The sequence below is a fragment of the Flavobacterium sp. MDT1-60 genome, assembly GCF_014844035.1.
GTDB lineage: Bacteria > Bacteroidota > Bacteroidia > Flavobacteriales > Flavobacteriaceae > Flavobacterium.
On sequence record NZ_CP062159.1, the window covers coordinates 865,451 to 883,022 of the forward strand.

12 protein-coding genes are annotated in these 17,572 nt (G+C 34.4%); 8 read left to right on the plus strand and 4 right to left on the minus strand.

From position 1 onward, the window contains the following. Positions 1-78 precede the first annotated feature (78 nt). A complete protein-coding gene (locus IHE43_RS03570; RefSeq protein WP_192186715.1) occupies positions 79-2,754 on the plus strand; it encodes a reprolysin-like metallopeptidase in 2,676 nt (891 codons plus the stop codon). Positions 2,755-2,856: 102 nt separating this feature from the next. Here the strand turns inward: IHE43_RS03570 and IHE43_RS03575 are convergent, their stop codons facing one another. Further along, complete coding sequence (locus IHE43_RS03575; RefSeq protein ID WP_225585361.1) at positions 2,857-3,540, minus strand: ComF family protein; 684 nt, start codon at positions 3,538-3,540, stop codon at positions 2,857-2,859. Between the two features lie 98 nt (positions 3,541-3,638). Here IHE43_RS03575 and IHE43_RS03580 point away from each other — a divergent pair, with 98 nt between their 5' ends. The 5 genes from IHE43_RS03580 to IHE43_RS03600 all read left to right on the plus strand — a co-directional run bounded on the left by IHE43_RS03580 (position 3,639) and on the right by IHE43_RS03600 (position 9,470). Further along, on the plus strand, positions 3,639-5,177 hold the full coding sequence (locus IHE43_RS03580; protein WP_192186716.1) for a glycine--tRNA ligase: 1,539 nt from the start codon (positions 3,639-3,641) through the stop codon (positions 5,175-5,177). 201 nt (positions 5,178-5,378) lie between these two features. Next, positions 5,379-6,188 (plus strand): LytTR family DNA-binding domain-containing protein, encoded by an 810-nt coding sequence (locus IHE43_RS03585; RefSeq protein WP_192186717.1) that lies wholly within the window; start codon positions 5,379-5,381, stop codon positions 6,186-6,188. Between the two features lie 173 nt (positions 6,189-6,361). After that, on the plus strand, positions 6,362-6,625 hold the full coding sequence (locus tag IHE43_RS03590; RefSeq protein WP_192186718.1) for a hypothetical protein: 264 nt from the start codon (positions 6,362-6,364) through the stop codon (positions 6,623-6,625). A gap of 96 nt (positions 6,626-6,721) precedes the next feature. Next, a complete protein-coding gene (locus IHE43_RS03595) occupies positions 6,722-8,785 on the plus strand; it encodes a tetratricopeptide repeat-containing sensor histidine kinase (RefSeq protein WP_192186719.1) in 2,064 nt (687 codons plus the stop codon). Further along, complete coding sequence (locus IHE43_RS03600) at positions 8,775-9,470, plus strand: response regulator transcription factor (protein WP_192186720.1); 696 nt, start codon at positions 8,775-8,777, stop codon at positions 9,468-9,470. Before IHE43_RS03595 ends, IHE43_RS03600 begins: the two co-directional genes overlap by 11 nt. 84 nt (positions 9,471-9,554) lie before the next feature. Here the strand turns inward: IHE43_RS03600 and thiL are convergent, their stop codons facing one another. Both thiL and IHE43_RS03610 read right to left on the minus strand, forming a co-directional pair. Then, positions 9,555-10,601, minus strand: coding sequence for a thiamine-phosphate kinase (gene thiL / locus IHE43_RS03605; protein WP_192186721.1), 1,047 nt, complete (start codon positions 10,599-10,601; stop codon positions 9,555-9,557). Between the two features lie 319 nt (positions 10,602-10,920). Further along, positions 10,921-14,982, minus strand: a complete 4,062-nt coding sequence (locus IHE43_RS03610; RefSeq protein WP_192186722.1) for a T9SS type B sorting domain-containing protein — start codon at positions 14,980-14,982, stop codon at positions 10,921-10,923. Between the two features lie 225 nt (positions 14,983-15,207). Here IHE43_RS03610 and IHE43_RS03615 point away from each other — a divergent pair, with 225 nt between their 5' ends. Both IHE43_RS03615 and IHE43_RS03620 read left to right on the plus strand, forming a co-directional pair. Continuing rightward, the gene (locus IHE43_RS03615; protein ID WP_192186723.1) at positions 15,208-15,687 is read left to right on the plus strand and encodes a DinB family protein; all 480 of its coding nucleotides are present in this window, start codon (positions 15,208-15,210) and stop codon (positions 15,685-15,687) included. 52 nt (positions 15,688-15,739) lie between these two features. Next, positions 15,740-16,237 carry a DinB family protein gene (locus tag IHE43_RS03620; protein ID WP_192186724.1) on the plus strand — a complete coding sequence of 166 codons (498 nt, stop codon included), beginning with the start codon at positions 15,740-15,742 and terminating at the stop codon, positions 16,235-16,237. 42 nt (positions 16,238-16,279) lie between these two features. On the opposite strand, the gene IHE43_RS03625 is transcribed toward IHE43_RS03620, so the two are convergent. Beyond that, positions 16,280-17,239, minus strand: coding sequence for a YafY family protein (locus tag IHE43_RS03625; protein ID WP_192186725.1), 960 nt, complete (start codon positions 17,237-17,239; stop codon positions 16,280-16,282). Positions 17,240-17,572: the final 333 nt, after the last annotated feature.

Genomic DNA, 17,572 nt, shown 5'->3' on the forward strand with positions numbered 1-17,572 from the left:
TAAAAAAGATTAAATGTCGTTTATATGTAAGAATTTGATTTAATTCTCTTAATTTTGATTTTTCAAATACCTTTGAGTATGAAAAAACCACTACTTTTTTTATTTGTTATTTTTTGTTGTGTTAAAATTCACGCTCAAAATGATGATTTATGGCAAAGAACAACCTCAAATGCTACTTTAAATAAGAGGATAAATTCATCTGATTCAGAAAGATTATATTATAAACTGAATTCAGATTTCTTGAAAAACAAACTTGCCGATTCAACGGCTAAAGGTTCAAAAAATAGCACCTCAGAAATTACAGTGCCAAATTCAAATGGTGTTCTGGAACGTTTTATTGTTTGGGAATCCTCTAATTTTGAACCTGAATTGCAGGCTAAATATCCTGAAATCAGAGCATATGAAGGAAGCGGTTTAGAGGATAAATCGGCAAAAATACACTTTAGTGTTTCTCCAATTGGAATACAAACTATGATTCTTCGTGCAGATAAAGCAACAGAATATATAGAAGAAAATCCAGAGGATAAAACGCAGTATGTTTTGTTTACTTCTAATAATACAAACAGTTCAGAACGACTAATTTGCAAAACAACTGATTTAATTTCTGAAAAAAGCAATACTGGAAAGACAGCAAAAACAGCATCAAACGCACAAGTTTTTAAGACAATGCGTTTGGCTTTGTCCTGTACGGCAGAATATACTACGTTTTTTGGAGGAACAAAAGCGGGTGCACTGGCAGGAATGAATGCAACTTTAACCCGTGTAAATGGTGTTTTTAATAAGGATTTAGCTGTAAAAGTGGTTTTGATTGCAAATAATGATGCTGTAATTTATACAGATGCTTCTACAGATCCGTATGCTGAGGCAAGAGAAGGAGCGGATGGTGAATGGAATCAGCAGGTGCAGACCACATTAACCAACGTAATTGGAAATGCAAATTATGATATAGGGCATTTATTTGGCGCTTCGGGCGGTGGCGGAAACGCAGGTTGCATTGGTTGTGTTTGTACAAATCCAACAACAAATAATCCATTGGCGAAAGGAAGTGCATACACCTCACCTTCAGACGGACAGCCTCGGGGAGACACTTTTGATATTGATTTTGTTGCACATGAAATGGGGCATCAATTGGGGGCAAACCATACTTTTTCTTATGATGCTGCCGAAAGAACGAGTGTAAATGTTGAGCCGGGAAGTGGCTCTACTATTATGGCTTATGCCGGTGTAACGGGAGATTATGATATTCAAAATGCTTCAGATGATTATTTTGCTTATGCTAGTATTTTGCAAATTCAGAATACCCTTGCAGGCAAAAGCTGTCCGGTTAACACTACTATTATCAATAATCCGCCAACGATTGATGCGGGACCTGATTATACCATCCCGATTAGTACTGCATTTGTTTTAAAAGGCACAGGCTCAGATCCTGAAAACGATGCAATAACCTATAACTGGGAGCAATACGACAATGCCACAACAACTTCAGGCGGAAATAGTATTGCCTACCCAATAAAACCTGACGGACCTCTGTTTCGATCAGTTGTTCCAACTAGTTCAGCTGTTCGTTATATGCCAAGTTTCAGTTCGGTGCTTCAAAATAAATTGACTACAACCTGGGAATCTGTTTCTTCTATTGGAAGAACGTTGCATTTTACCTTGACAGGAAGAGATAACGCTGCTGACGGAGCAGCGCAGACCAATACTGATGCTATGATTGTAAACGTAGCTTCTTTTGCAGGACCATTTGCAATAACTTCACACGTAAGTGATGGTGTTAGCTGGTGGCAGGGATTAAGTGAAACAGTAACATGGAGTGTCAATAATACCAATACTTTAGAAGGTTCAACAGCCGTTAATATCAAATTATCTACAGATGGTGGTTTGACTTTCCCGATAATTCTTGCGGCTAATACACCAAATGATGGTTCTGAGACAATCACGCTTCCAACAAGTGTGCCTTCGTCTAAAAATTGCAGAATTTTGATTGAACCAACAGCGAATATTTATTATGCGATAAATAGCAAACCGTTTTCGGTAGGATTTACGTCAACAATAAGTTGTAATTCTTATAGCTTTGGAAGTTCTTTTCCAATTCCAAACACCACAACTTTTGTTACACGAAATGTGACAGTTCCGGCATCTGGAGCAACTGTTTCAGATGTAGATGTTGTGGTTAATGTGACACATACAAGGTTTTCAGATCTTGAAATTCAAATTGTAAATCCACAAGGAACTATTGTGCGATTGTTTAATAGAAATTGCGGATCCACAAATTCAACTTTAGCTATGCAATTTAATGATTCCGGAGCCGAGTTAGATTGCAATAGAACAACAGAGCAAATTGTTGTTCCGGTTGATTTATTAAGTGCTTTTAATGGACAAAATACCGAAGGAACCTGGACTTTAAGAGTTCGGGATGCTGTTGCCGGGAATTTCGGAACTTTAAATTCAGCTTCCGTAAATATTTGCGGTCAAAGCTACACTTTAGAAACGCCTGATTTTGAAAATATCGATTTTGTATTGTATCCAAATCCAAACAAAGGAAGTTTTACCATTCAATTTGAAAGTAAATCAAATGATAGAGTTAAAATTTTTGTGCACGATATTTTGGGTAAGAAAGTGTATGAAAATGCTTTTGAAAGTGTATCAAATTTCAATCAGAACATTCAATTGCAAAATGTTTCTGCCGGAATCTATTTGGTAACAGTTATTGACGGAGAAAGAAGAACAATTAAGAAAATTGTAGTTAATTAAATTCCAATAAAAAAATTCCAAATTCCAAGTTTTGTCTTTTGAAACTAATTTATTTTAAGACAAAGATTTGGAATTTGGAATTTTTTTATTGGAGTTTTAATTTTAAGAGTTTGCCATCGCCATACAAACAATACTAATTTTTGCTCCGGGAATTTTTAGCAAAGCACGTGAACAGGCTTCAAGCGTGGCTCCGGTTGTCAGTACATCATCAACAATAAGAAAATGTTTGTTTTTGTTTTCTTCATAAAGATGTACATCAAATATATTTCCGATGTTTTCAGATCTTCCTAGTAAATTCTTTTTAGATTGTGTTTTGGAGTATTTTTTTCGATATAAAACAGCATCATCAAAATCAATATTCAGACCTTCGGCTAAAGCTTTGCCAAAAGTGGTTACCTGATTATAGCCACGTTCCCTGAATTTTCTTTTATGTAGCGGAACCGGAATCACAATATCAAAAGGAATTTCTAAATTCAATTCTTTTAAATCTTCCACATACCAATTTCCCAAAACAAAACCAATTTCTTCACGACCCTTGTATTTTAGATTGTGAATGAGTTCCTGAACCATTCCTTTTTTGTTGAAATATAAAAATGCAGAAGCATGTTGAATCTCAATTTTGCCATAAAATTTCTTTACAGCTTCATTTTTAGTGTCCAAATAATATTGAGTAAGAGGCATTTCATGGCGACAATGCGTACAAATCACAGCTTCATTCGACATTAAAAGTGTATGACATGCGGCACAAACTTTAGGGAAAAACAGGTTAATAAGGTAATTAAACACAAATAGAAAGAATTTAGTTACAAAAATATAAAAATCAGATAATCAATCTTTATATTTTTTCTTTTTTTTAAATGTACTTTTTATATTTTTGCACCACTATGGCAAAACAAGAAGATATATTTAAGAATGTGGTTTCGCACGCAAAAGAGTACGGATTTATTTTTCCGTCAAGCGAAGTATACGATGGATTGAGTGCAGTGTATGATTATGCACAAAATGGTGTCGAGTTAAAAAAGAATATCCGTGAATATTGGTGGAAATCAATGGTTCAGATGAATGATAATATTGTTGGTTTAGATGCTGCAATATTAATGCATCCAACTACCTGGAAAGCTTCAGGCCACGTTGATGCTTTCAATGATCCGTTAATTGATAATAAAGATTCGAAGAAAAGATATAGAGCTGACGTTTTAGTTGAAGATTTCGCTGAAAAGATCAATCAAAAAGCTCAAAAAGAAATTGAAAAAGCAAGAGCTCGTTTTGGTGATGCTTTTAATGAAGAAGAATTTGTTACCACAAATGCCCGCGTTGTAGAATATCTTTCTAAATACAAAGAAATTTTATCAAGGTTGGCAAAAGGTATGACTGATAATCTTCAGGATGTAAAAGCGTTAATCGAAGAATTAGAAATTGCTGATCCTGAAACTGGTTCAAGAAACTGGACAGACGTAAAGCAATTCAACTTAATGTTCGGAACTAAACTTGGAGCTTCTGCAGATTCTGCAATGGATTTATATTTGCGTCCGGAAACGGCTCAGGGTATTTTTGTGAACTTCCTGAATGTACAGAAATCAGGTCGTATGAAAGTTCCTTTTGGAATCGCTCAAACCGGTAAAGCTTTTAGAAATGAAATCGTTGCAAGACAATTCATTTTCCGTATGCGTGAATTCGAACAAATGGAAATGCAGTTTTTTGTGCGTCCTGGTGAAGAAATGCAATGGTATCACCACTGGAAAGAAACCCGTTTAAAATGGCACTTATCTTTAGGACTAGGAAAAGAAAATTACCGTTTTCATGATCATGAGAAATTAGCGCATTATGCAAATGCTGCTGCAGATATTGAATTCAACTTCCCATTCGGTTTCAAAGAATTAGAAGGAATTCACTCTCGTACAGATTTTGACTTAAAAGCACACGAACAATACTCTGGCAGAAAGCTACAATATTTTGATCCGGAACTGAATGAAAATTATGTTCCGTATGTTGTAGAGACCTCTGTAGGATTGGATCGTATGTTTTTAGCTGTTTTTGCAACATCGTTGCAAGAAGAGGTTTTAGAAGATGGTTCAACAAGAACAGTCTTAAAATTACCATCAGTTTTAGCACCAACAAAAGTGGCTATTTTACCTTTAGTTAAGAAAGATGGACTGCCGGATATCGCTAAAAAAATCATCGATGATTTAAAATGGGATTTCAATGTGGCTTATGATGAAAAAGATGCTGTTGGACGTCGTTACAGAAGACAAGACGCTCTTGGAACTCCATTTTGTGTTACAGTAGACCATCAAACTATTGAAGATGAAACGGTAACCATTCGTCATAGAGATACAATGAAACAAGATCGTGTAAAAATCTCTGAATTAAGAGCTATTATTGAAAACGAAGTTTCAATGAAAAACTGGTTGATGAAAATGTAATTTTTCTCATTTAACACGATATAAATCCCAAATTCCTTAGATGGAGTTTGGGATTTTTTTACTTTTGAGAAGTGCATTTCATCGAACTTTTTTGCATTTCATCGTTATGTATTAACATTTAACCGTAATGTGTTAACAATGAAATGTTTATAGGGTTGAAATGCGTAAATTTAATTGACCCATAAAAACATAAATTTAAACTTGAAAAGGTATTCGTATATTATTATAGATGATGATGCTGAAAGTATTTTGAGAACCAAAACAATTGCAGAAGGTTTTTCGGAATTAACTTTTGTGGCATCGGCAACGAATTATCAAAATGGGTTACATTTAGTTTTAGAATATAAACCTTCTTTAGTTTTTTTAGAAATTGATCCAAAAGATTCATCCAGCAATTTATCCCTTGCGTTCATCAGCGAATTGTACCGATATTTAACTGTGATCCCTAAAATTATAATCAACACAACAAAAAAAGAGCTGGCTTTTGAGGCCATTCAATATGGTGTTTTTGATTATTTATTGAAACCTCTGTTGGCTATCGATTTACTCAAGACGGTTTTGAAAATCGAAAAGGGTATTTTGGAGCCTGTAACCAAAGAAAATAGAAATGAAGTTGCCTCAGTTGTTGTTCCGCAAACGAAACGGGTACAAGAGCTGGAAAAGCCTTTAATTATTTGTATTAAATCATACGGTGATTATCGTTATCTGAATGCGGCTGACATCGCGTATTTTCAGGCTGATAATAATTCGACAGATATTTATCTTAATTCCGGTGAAATGGTAACCGCTTTTAAAACATTAAAGCATTTTGAGAGTATTTTATCTCATCCATTTATTCGAATTCATAACAGTTATATCATTAATCAAAATTACATTGCAAGAATTCATAACGGAAACTCAGTTTGTTACATAAAAAATTCTCCCAAGAAGATTCCATTTTCTAAAACCTATAAATCAAATGTCGATATAATTATCGTAAATTTTGCTGTAGGAAACTACTTAGAAGTCTAAAAACTAGACATTTACATTGAATTAACGCTCATTGACTATCATTTGGGCACGTTCTACCATAAACTACATTTTTCATATACTTTTTTTTTGATTCCGTACTTAGTTTTACATCATTGATTCTGCCCAAAAGAATCAACTCCAAAAACAAACAATCAATAAAATACCTTAAGATTATGAAAAAGACAGCTTTAACATTAGGATTATTTTCTTTAATAATGGTAGCAACTTCATTTGCTAACCCAGTAGTAACTAATTCATCAGATTCAAAAAATACTGCTATGATTATTGATATAGATTTAGGAGGACAATCAGGTAGAGATGGAACCAGAAAGCTTGATGTTTACAATTCATCTAATCAATTAAATGCTGCTTCAAGCCAGTTAAACAGCTTTTCTTCTGATAGTCAGGCTGTAAGATCTACAATAAAAGTCGACTAAAAAGGCATAAGTAAATATAAAAAAAGGTTGTCAGTTTTTGGCAACCTTTTTTTATGTTTATAGTTTTAGTATTTTTGATGAAAATCAAAACATACATTGAAAAAACATTCTCAGATATTATTGTTTTTATTTCTTATTCTTTTTGGTTGCACAACCAAAAAGAAAGAAAATAAAGATGTAAGTTTAAATCCTTCAGACGATAGTCTAGCTATTTATTTTTCGTTAGCAAACGATATAAATCTGCCTTTTCAATACAAGCAAAAATATAATCAAAAGGCATTTGAGATTGTAAAGGATCAAAAAGATGACTCCCTTAAAAAAGTAAATCTCTTTAAAATTGCCAATCGTTATTACAATATGAGTGATTGGAAATCATATCAGAAGATAGCGATATTGGTTTTGGAAAAATCTATAGATAGTAAAGATTCTATAAATATGGGGAAAGCTTATATTTATCTGGGAGATTATTATTCATCACAAAGAATTTCAGATAGTGCTTTTTTGAATTATTTCAAAGCAGAAAAAATATATCTTGGAATTAATGATGATTTTAATTTAATTAAAACTTTTTTAGCAAAAGCAGATTTGCAGTTAAGTGAAGGCGACTTTTTTGAAAGTGAAATAACCATTTTTAAAGCACTTAAAATTTTAAAACAGAAGAAAAATGTGAATAACGATCTTTATGATTGTTATAATTTGTTGGGGATACTGTACAATGAACGTGAAGAATACGATAAAGCATTGGAGTATCATAATAAAGCATTACTTACGCTGGAAGATAAATCAATTCCGTCAGAGCTTCAGTCAAAAGCAACGTCACTAAATAACATTGGATTCGTTTATTTAAGAATGAATAATTTTAATAAAGCAAAATTCTATTTTCAGAAAGGCCTGAAGGAGAAGGATTTATTTAATGGAAAGACAAGTTTATATGCCATGCTTTTAGATAATTTGGCGTACGCTAAATTTAAATCTCAAAACTTTACTGATTTGCCTGGGCAATTTTATGATGCACTTAGAATAAGGGACAGTTTAAAACTGGAATCTGGAATTATATTAAATAAGATTCATTTGTCTGAATATTATGCGTTTACAAAAGATACTTTTAAAGCCATTCAATTTTCGAAACAGGCATTAATTTTATCCAGACATTCAAATAAATTAAGAAATACATTAGACGCACTGAAACAAATTGCAGTTGTTGATCCGGGAAATGCCTCAGTTTATTCAAGAGAATATATTCGATTGAATGAAAAAATGGTAAAATCAGAACGAAATATGGGGGAGAAATTTTCCCGTATCCAGTATGAAACCAACGAAATAAAAGATCAAAATTCAAACTTACAGGAAAAAAACAGAGCTTTAGTATATGTTTTTAGTATTTGTACGCTGATAGGTTTGTTTTTTTATGTTTATAAAACACAACAGGCAAAAAATAGGGAATTACTTTTTAAGCAACAACAGCAAATTGCAAACGAAGATATTTATAATTTGATGATATCTCAGCAAAATGATATTGAGCTAACCCGAATTAAAGAAAAAAAGAAAGTTGCTCAGGAACTCCATGATGGTGTTTTGGGCAGAATGTTTGGTATAAGAATTAGTCTGGATGGTTTAGATAAGATCGATGAGCCAGATGCAGCTCAAAAAAGAAAAAAATACTTAACAGAACTAAAACACATTGAAGAGGACATCCGTGAAATTTCGCATGATTTAAATAGGGAAAAATCAGAATTAATTAATAATTTTATCGCTATTTTAAACAAATTGTTTGAAAAACAACAAAACACGTACGATTCTAAATTAATCACCTCTTTTGATTCTCATATTAAATGGGAGTTAGTAAGTAATATTGTTAAGATTAACTTATATAGAATTATTCAGGAGGCACTTCAAAACTGCAATAAATATGCGGATGCTGATACAATTACGACAGAATTTAAAAGTGAAATTGATTATTTGGTTTTATCGATTTCAGATGACGGAAATGGTTTTAATACCAAAAGAACGAAAAACGGAATAGGGTTACATAATATCCAATACCGCGCAAAAGAGTGTAAGGGGACAGTTACTATAAAATCTTCCAAGGGAGAAGGAACCGTTCTCATAATTAAAGTCCCAATCGATCAAAAAATAAACCTGCAAAAGAATGACACTTAACCTAACTCCGATTCCGCCTTTAATCAGCCGAAATATCTTAATTGTAGATGATCATCCTTTTATAATTGAGGGATATAAAAATGCGATTACACGTTATAATCCTAAGGAATATGATTTTAATATTTTGCAGGCCCACGATTGCAGATCGGCTTATGATTTAATTGAAGACGAGGCTACTCCAAATTTTGATGTGGCTTTTTTAGATATAAGTATGCCGGCCTATGAGGAGAAGGAAATTTTTTCAGGCGAAGATTTGGCTAAATTGCTCCTGAAAAAAATGCCTCATTGTAAGATCATTTTGCTGACAATGTATACGGAATTGCTAAAAATAAAAACAATTATAAGAACCATAAATCCAAATGGTTTGATAATTAAAAATGACCTTACTTTTGACGAGTTGCTTTTTGCCTTTGATAAAGTCATGAAAAATGATAAATATTACAGCCAGTCTGTAGTAAAAATGGTGAATCAGTCCGCACATAATTCAATTGAAATTGATGAGTTCGATAAACAGATTCTCTTTCATCTTTCAAAACAAACTCCGATTGACCAAATGCCGCAATATATTCCGATTTCTTTGAATGCGATTGAAAAGCGAAAAGTCAATTTAAAAGAATTGCTTAAAATAAAATCGGGTTCAGACGAAGAACTACTTAAAGAGGCTAAAAGTAAAGGGCTTTTTTAATAATGAAATTCCAAATAAAAAATTCCAAATTCCAATGCTAGTCATGTTGGAATTTGGAATTTTTTATTTGGAATTTCTTAAAAGTTATTCACTCAATGCATCCCAACCTCTTGCTTTTAAAGCGATTTTGGTATTGGCACGTGTCACTAAATGAATTCCTTCGCTTTCATCGGCCATATGACCAATAATCGAAAAGTTTGGATTTCCTTTTATTTTGTCGAAGTCGTTAATGTCAATTGTAAATAACAGTTCGTAATCTTCTCCGCCGTTAATGGCAACTGTTGTACTATCAATATTGAATTCTTCACAAGTTGAAATAAACTGAGGATCCAACGGTAATTTATCTTCATATAAATTACAACCCACTTTTGATTGCTTACACAAATGAATGATTTCTGATGATAATCCGTCAGAAATATCGATCATCGAAGTTGGTTTTATTTCAAGAGCGTGTAATAAGGTGCGGACATCTTTTCGTGCTTCGGGTTTTAACTGGCGTTCGATTAAATAACTGTACATGTCTAAGTCAGGCTGACTGTTTGGGTTGACCTGAAAAACCTGTTTTTCGCGTTCTAAAACCTGTAATCCCATATAAGCAGCCCCAATATCGCCGGTTACAACAAGTAAATCGGTTTGTTTTGCACCATTTCTGTAAACGATCTCTTCTTCATTGGCTTCACCAATTGCAGTTATGCTAATAATCAATCCTTTTTGCGATGAGGTTGTGTCGCCACCAATAACATCAACTTTATATTCTTTTGCAGCATGTGTAATGCCTTCAAAAAGTTCTTCCAGGGCTTCTAGTGGAAAACGGTTAGAAACTGCCACAGAAACCGTAATTTGAGTTGGTTTGGCATTCATGGCACAAATATCAGAGAGATTTACAACTACTGATTTGTATCCTAAGTGTTTTAATGGCATGTAAGCCAAATCAAAATGAACACCTTCAATCAATAAATCGGTAGAAACCACTACTTTTTTATCCTTAAAATCAAGAACAGCAGCATCATCGCCAATACTTTTTAAAGTAGACTCCTGAGTAACATCAAAATTTTTGGTTAAATGTTCTATTAAACCAAATTCGCCTAATTGCGCTATACTGGTACGTTGTGGGTTTTTATCTTCAATCATTTTGTCTGTTTATTGCTTTTTTGGTTTTTTACCAAGGTTGCAAAGGTACGAAGTTGATGATTTAATAACTATAAATAAAATAAGAAACGAAATTGTGATTTATTTAAAATTGAATAAAGAGGTTAGTGAAACTAATTTGCCTTGGTGAATATTATTGAAAAACACAACTAGTCTGTTATCCTAAAGTTCCTGAGACCGCGTGAAAGATGGGAGGAATCCGTGGCGGCGGACCGGACAACCTGCCAGCATAAAGGAAAGGGGGCCGAATAACCAGCAGAGTGAGTTGACCCCTTTTCTTTGTGCTGGTACGCCCAAAGGATCATCGTTTCATACTAAAATGTGATTTGAATACCTGAGCTACTCCATCCTGGGTATAAAAAGCCTGAAACCAATAATCAGTCGAAGGAAGCGGATCGCCATTGTAATTGCCGTCCCAACCAGAACCTGCGGGGCTTATTCGTTTTAGGAGTTTGCCATAACGATCAAAGATATTTATAACGGCATTGGGCTGAAAAGCAAGATCAGGAATATTCCAGGTATCATTGTATCCATCAGCGTTTGGAGTGAAAAATTTGGGGTATTTGAGCACGTTGGCAATTAGAATCTGGTCGTCGCAGTTTCCTTTGATGTCTTTTACGGTAATAACATGCTCTCCCGAATCAACATTTGAAAAAACATTGTTGGATTGAAAATTTCCGCCGTCCAATTGATATTCATAAATTCCAAAACCATTAGCTAAGTTTACGATAATGTCGATTGAATCTTCAAAAGAATCAGTTACTGTGACGGTTGCCAATGCCGGACTTGATTTTTCAACGCTAACTGTAGCCGGATTGTAACCGCAATCGTTACCAATATTGGGCGTTTTTTTTGTACTAACAATAGTATAAGTACCTTCCTGAGTTGCAGTATAATTGGGTCCGCTGCTTATTTTAGTGCCATTTAAAAACCAATCAATCGCATAAATATCCGGATTTAGTCCCGAATTTAATTGTGCTGAACGGAGTAGGGTTCCCGTTTGGAAATCGACACAGATAATTTCATTTCTTAATGTCAAATCTTTCAGTGGATAAATGGTAATATCAAAATCATCTTGCGAAGCGCAGGCAGAATTGGCAGGAGCTGCAGCATAAACATACATTTTTTGACTTACGTTTATCTGTTGGCCGGTCAAATAGACTGTTCCGGTTCCATTTGGTCCGCTGTAATAATTTCCAACGGATAAAGGCGGCAATGTATAGCTTTGACAAATAGCAACATCTGGAGGGCTGGCTACTATAGGAGTTGGGGAAATCGTAACCGAAAAGCTCTTTTGGCTTGAACAAGTTTGTCTATTTCCAACAATGGCGTAGACATAAATGGTTTGTGAGGTTTTTAAAATTGTTCCGACGGGGATAACTGCACCTTTTCCCTGAGGCTGCGAATAATAGTTCCCTAGTTTTAATGGTGGTAAAGTGTAGCTGTCGCAAACATTTACATTATTAAAGGTACCCACATCTATTCCATTGTAATTAATCTTGAAAAAAGTTTCATTTCGACAGTCTGTAAAATCTACCCATTCATTATAGATATAAATAGTTTGATTGCTGTTTATAATAGTGCCTTCAGAAATTATGTTTCCCGAACCATGAGGGCCTCCTGTCGCAGTGTAATATTTTCCGTTTTTTAATTTAGGCAGTTTGAAATCAGAGCAGGTGACCACATCGGTAAAACTATCGACAGGCGGTAGTGGTCTTATTTGAACAATAAAACTATGTTCATTGGTGCACTCTGTTCCAACGGAATAAACATAAATAGTCTGTGTTTTAGTAATGACGTCGCCGGCTTTTAATGGCAGTCCGCTACCATTGGTTTTGGTGAAATAATTACCATTTACCAAGGGTGGCAATAGGTAACTTTGACATTCCAATCTATTGGCCGGCGTATCTACCAATGGTAATGGTTTTATGGTGATTTCGTATTTGGTGTTATCAGTACAATTTGGAGCTGTTGTTGTTGTGGCATAATAATACACGGTTTGTGAAGTCGTAATGACTGTTCCAACGGGAATGTTTGTGCCCTGGCCTTTCGGGTTGTCGAAATAACCGCCTATTTCAACTGCAGGTAAGGTATAGCTTCCGCATTTGGAAATCGGAACAAAAGTTTGGGAGTCTATAATATCGATTTTGAAGGAATGCTCATCGGTACATCTTCCATCGTTTGCAAAGACAAAAAGGGTTTGGCTAGAAGTGATTTTATGTCCGGCATTTAAACGAGTTCCCAAACCACCGGCCAAAGTAAAATAATTGCCATTTGCCAAAGGCGGCAGGATATAAGAATCACAGGTTACTACATTAACTGGTGTATCTATCAGAGGTAGCGGATAAACGACAAATGATATAGCCTCGTCACGACAAACCGCTCCATTGATTACGGCATAATAATAAATAGTCTGATCTGTTGTAAATGCAGTGCCTGACGGAATTTCATTTCCGCCTCCTCCGGCAGCCGTAAAAAATGCACCAGCAGGAACTCTGGGAATTGTGTATTGGCCACAGGCTTCTTTACGAAAACTCAATTCATAAATCAGGATTACGTTAAAATAGCTCTCGTTAGTGCATTTGTTTGTGGCAGTTGGGCCGCTGTAAATATAGTAGGTTCCGCCTTTAGTGATAACATCTCCGGCGTTCAATTTAGTTCCTGTTCCACCTGGAGCCGTGTAATAATTCCCAAAGGTTATTGCGGGCAGTGTATAGCTATTACAAGCGACAACATCCGGAATGTCGTCAACAGGTGGAAGTGAATTAATAGTTATAACAAAATTGACAGTCATATAACAAATCGAGCTTGAACTATGTTCTATTCGCACCCAGATCGTTTGTGGTGACTGAGATAAAGCAGTAATAAATTCTGCTGGTTTTTGAATTCTGTTAGTGCCACTCATCGCTGCTGCCTCGTTAGTATAATAGCTAATTTTATATTCAGAAGGAGTTGATCCGTTTAGAATTGCAGTTTCCTGAGTAGTCAAATCAACTAGTACTCTTCCGGAATTAGTGTCGCATACATTTAAATCGGGAGGTTTTACAGCATTTATAGGGTTTGTTACCAATAGGTTGAAAGAAAGTAAATTATTGCAAAAGGTATTTTCATTAGAAATATGTACCGCTTTTATATAGATCGTCTGGTTTCCTGTACTTGTATAAGTGGTCAATTGATTGTTGGGTATTGCTGGTCCGTTTGAATTAGCAGCTGTCAAAGAATCAAAATATTGAAGTTTATATTCGGCCGGATTGAGGTTTAATGCAGCCAAATTATTTTTTGTTAAATCATATTGATAATTTGGAGTTCCGTTATAACATGCGGTTAAGTTTTGGGGAGATTTAATGACTAAATCAGAAATGACTACTTCATCTTTAATAACACAACCGGAAAGTGTAGCCGTCAGACCGTAAGTTCCGGAATTTGTAAGGGTTAAAGAATTGCCTGATTCGCCCGGAATCACAACATCATCCCGAGTCCAGACATAAGTATAATTGCCTGTAAGTCCGGATTGAAGTGTAATGCTTTCACCTTCGCAAATAGTTCTGTCAGAACCTAAATCCATAGTAGTCATAAAACTACCGCCTTTTATAAAAACTGCAGCATCATAATTGCTGTCGTGATAATCACCAATGGCCAGTTTAATGCTATAAGTTCTATTGGGAATCACGATCGACGAAGCGGTTAAAACTTTGGTTTCCCCTCGCATATTTATGGCAGATTCTCCCGGATTAGTCACATTGTAATGGTCAAATAAATTGGCATTGGCAGATAAACAGGAAGAATTATATTGTTGATTACGAATATTTTTAACCGAAACCGGTGTTGTTGTTCCGGGAAGTACAGCAAGATTTGTAATAACTCCTGTGGTTAAGTCAGTTAATATAAAGGCAAAAACATCGCTAAATCCACATTGAAATTCTCCATATTCATTAGAGGCAAAAAGAAAATCAAAACTAAAATTATTCGATAGCGGAGTAAAATCAAACTGGATGAAACTAACATCGGTAATTGCAACAATTTGCCCGTTTTCATTGCTTATAATTTGTAAGTCGCCGTCACTAGCCGTGTTTAACTGGCTGCTTTCATTGGCCCCGGTGTAAATTCCTTCGGTATATTTTGCGATACCGTTTCGGATAATAATACCGCTTGAAATTGGAAAGTTTGGATTAATATTGGTGAATTTACCAATGCCCAGATGCGATGAGAATTTAAAATTGCTTTCGTTCGAACAGGCATTTTGCATTAATTCTTCCCGAATTAGTTGAGGTATAGTCAAGGTTGTGGTGTCGACAATGATTCCCTGTGAAAAAGATATGGTCGAATAAAATAATAAAAGTAGAAGATGAAGCGGGGCTCTCATAATTCTGATTATTATTTAATTGGGAATTTAAAGATACGAATGATTTTACTTACAACATGATGAATTTCAGTATTTTAGAGTGTTAAAGTTATTTTTGATTATTATTTTTGAAGAGTTATTGTAAATAATTATTACTATTTATAAAAAATAATTTTTCCTGCTGACAAACTGTTGTCACCGACCCTCAATACTTTTGAAGTATTAAATAATTAAAACTTTAAAATCATGAAGACATTAGCAGCCCAAGTAATTACTCCTGAAGATTTATTGAAACACTGGCAAGGACACCGCGCCCTTACAAGACGTGTGATTGAAGCTTTTCCTGAAAAAGACTTTTTTGAATTTTCAATTGCAGGAATGCGACCTTTTGCAAAATTAACAGACGAACTTTTGGCTATTGCTGTTCCTGGTCTTAAGGGAATTGTAAATAAAGAAGCTAAACCTTTTGCGGAGGATTCAGAGAAATTAATTTTTAAAGCACAATACCTTGAAAAATGGGATGAAGCAACTGCAGAAATTAATCAGTATTGGGAAAAATTATCGATAGAAGATTTCAATGAAACTTTTAATCTTTTTGGTCAGTACGAATTTCCTGTTATACAGAATATCTTGTATTTTATTGAGAATGAAGTGCATCACCGTGGACAAGGTTATGTATATTTAAGAGCTTTAAATATTGAACCACCTTTTTTCTGGGAAAGATAGTTCTGCGACTTTCAAATTATAACTTTATCAAACAAATCTAAAATTAATGGCTATGAGTTTAAAAAAGATAATGTCCAATTATGCAGATTACAATTTATGGGTAAATCAACAATTTGTGAATTGGCTTTCACCGAAATCAGATGAATTGCTTTACACAGAAGTGCCTTCAAGTTTTTCAACTATTATGAAAACACTTGATCATATCTGGTCTACAGAGGAATATTGGTTTTCAATCATATCTGAAACTGCTCATACAGAGAAAAAAGCAGAAAATAAATTGTCGAAAGATGAAATATTTGACGGACTATTAAATTCATCTGCAAAATTGAAGCAATTTATCCATTCATTGTCAGAAGAAGACTTAGTTAAAGAAGTTAAAATTACTAATCCGTGGTTTGAATGCGAATTGCCAATTTCTGATTATTTGCTTCAGGTTATTAATCACGGCACCTATCATAGAGGTCAGATTGTAACAATAGGGCGAAATATCGGAATTACAGATGCCTCAAATACTGATTACAATTTTTATAATGTGATTAAACAGAAATAAACAAAAAACTCCTGAGGACAGTTCATTTTCTCAGGAGTTTTTTTATAAAAGCCTTTGTCTGTTAATTTCCAATAATTCTAAAGCTCTGGTTTTTAATCTTTCCGGTTCCAGGATTTCGGCATAATCGCCAAACATTAAAAACCAACGTGGAAAGCCACTTTCGATGTCGCGACACATAAAGGTCATTTCTATTTTACCATCTACTTCTTTTTCTGAAATATAACCATGGTATTTTCTTTCTGTTTCCAGGTATCGGGCTATTTTCTTTTCGATCAAAAGTCTAACTTTTATGGTCGGAATGGTTTCTGTTTTAGTCAGATAAGTTTCTAAAGAATCATGTTCTATAGTAAAATCACACTCTGTTTTCTGAATTCCCTGAATTCTGTCGGTTCTGAATTGTCTGTAATCTTTTCTCAAATGACAATATCCTAAAAAATACCAGTTATTATGATCATGAAAAACACCAACAGGTTCGATATTTCTTTTTGTCGTTTCATCTTTTTCAACTGTTTTATAAGAAAGTAAAATTTGCTTTTTCTCTGCAATACTTTCAAAAAGAACAGCCAAAGTATTAGGAGAATTATCGTTAAACATGGGTTCTGCCGTTTGCATGACTACTTTCGATTCAATATTGGAGAGCCAGTCCTTGTCCGTACTTCGTAAAACCGATTTTAGTTTAAACATCGCAGATGCATAATGACTTCCTAAAGAAGGATCCGTAAATTTCTGCATCAGTTTTTCTGCCGCAATAAAGCTGCTTACCTCTTCGCGAGTAAACATAACAGGAGGCAATCTGTAACCGTCCATTAAAGCATAACCAACGCCGGCTTCACTGTAGATTGGAACTCCGGATGCTTCCAAAGTTCGAATATCCCTGTAAATAGTTCTTAAACTGACTTCAAAGCGATTGGCCAATTCCTGTGCTTTTACAATTTTTTTTGATTGTAATTGAATGAGGATAGCGACAATACGGTCAAAACGTTTTGGAGATTCGTCAAGCATGTTTTTTGAGTTACTAAGGTTCTGATTTACTGTCCCGAAGCTTCGGGAATAAGATTCAAAGATACAAAGGTAAAGATTGAATGAAAACAAAAAAGCTGTCCCAAATTGAGACAGCTTTTCAATATTTTCTTTTATACTAAACTAAGGTTAATACATTGTCCAGGATAAAAGTAACTTCAAAGTGGCTTGTGGGCGAAATGCGCTAAAAATCAGTTGATTAAATTTATAAGTATTTGCTTATGATTTTAAAAATGAAAATTATAAACAGTAAGCAAATACTGGATTTTTCGAAAAAAGGAGCTTAATAACGCTTTTTATAAAAAATTATTCATA

Bases quoted from the DNA above. Each gene is read 5' to 3' on its own strand.
- IHE43_RS03600 (WP_192186720.1), top strand. From the start codon at position 8,775: ATGACACTTAACCTAACTCCGATTCCGCCTTTAATCAGCCGAAATATC.
- IHE43_RS03610 (WP_192186722.1), bottom strand. From the start codon at position 14,982: ATGAGAGCCCCGCTTCATCTTCTACTTTTATTATTTTATTCGACCATA.
- thiL (WP_192186721.1), bottom strand. From the start codon at position 10,601: ATGATTGAAGATAAAAACCCACAACGTACCAGTATAGCGCAATTAGGC.
- IHE43_RS03590 (WP_192186718.1), top strand. From the start codon at position 6,362: ATGAAAAAGACAGCTTTAACATTAGGATTATTTTCTTTAATAATGGTA.
- IHE43_RS03570 (WP_192186715.1), top strand. From the start codon at position 79: ATGAAAAAACCACTACTTTTTTTATTTGTTATTTTTTGTTGTGTTAAA.
- IHE43_RS03580 (WP_192186716.1), top strand. From the start codon at position 3,639: ATGGCAAAACAAGAAGATATATTTAAGAATGTGGTTTCGCACGCAAAA.
- IHE43_RS03625 (WP_192186725.1), bottom strand. From the start codon at position 17,239: ATGCTTGACGAATCTCCAAAACGTTTTGACCGTATTGTCGCTATCCTC.
- IHE43_RS03620 (WP_192186724.1), top strand. From the start codon at position 15,740: ATGAGTTTAAAAAAGATAATGTCCAATTATGCAGATTACAATTTATGG.
- IHE43_RS03615 (WP_192186723.1), top strand. From the start codon at position 15,208: ATGAAGACATTAGCAGCCCAAGTAATTACTCCTGAAGATTTATTGAAA.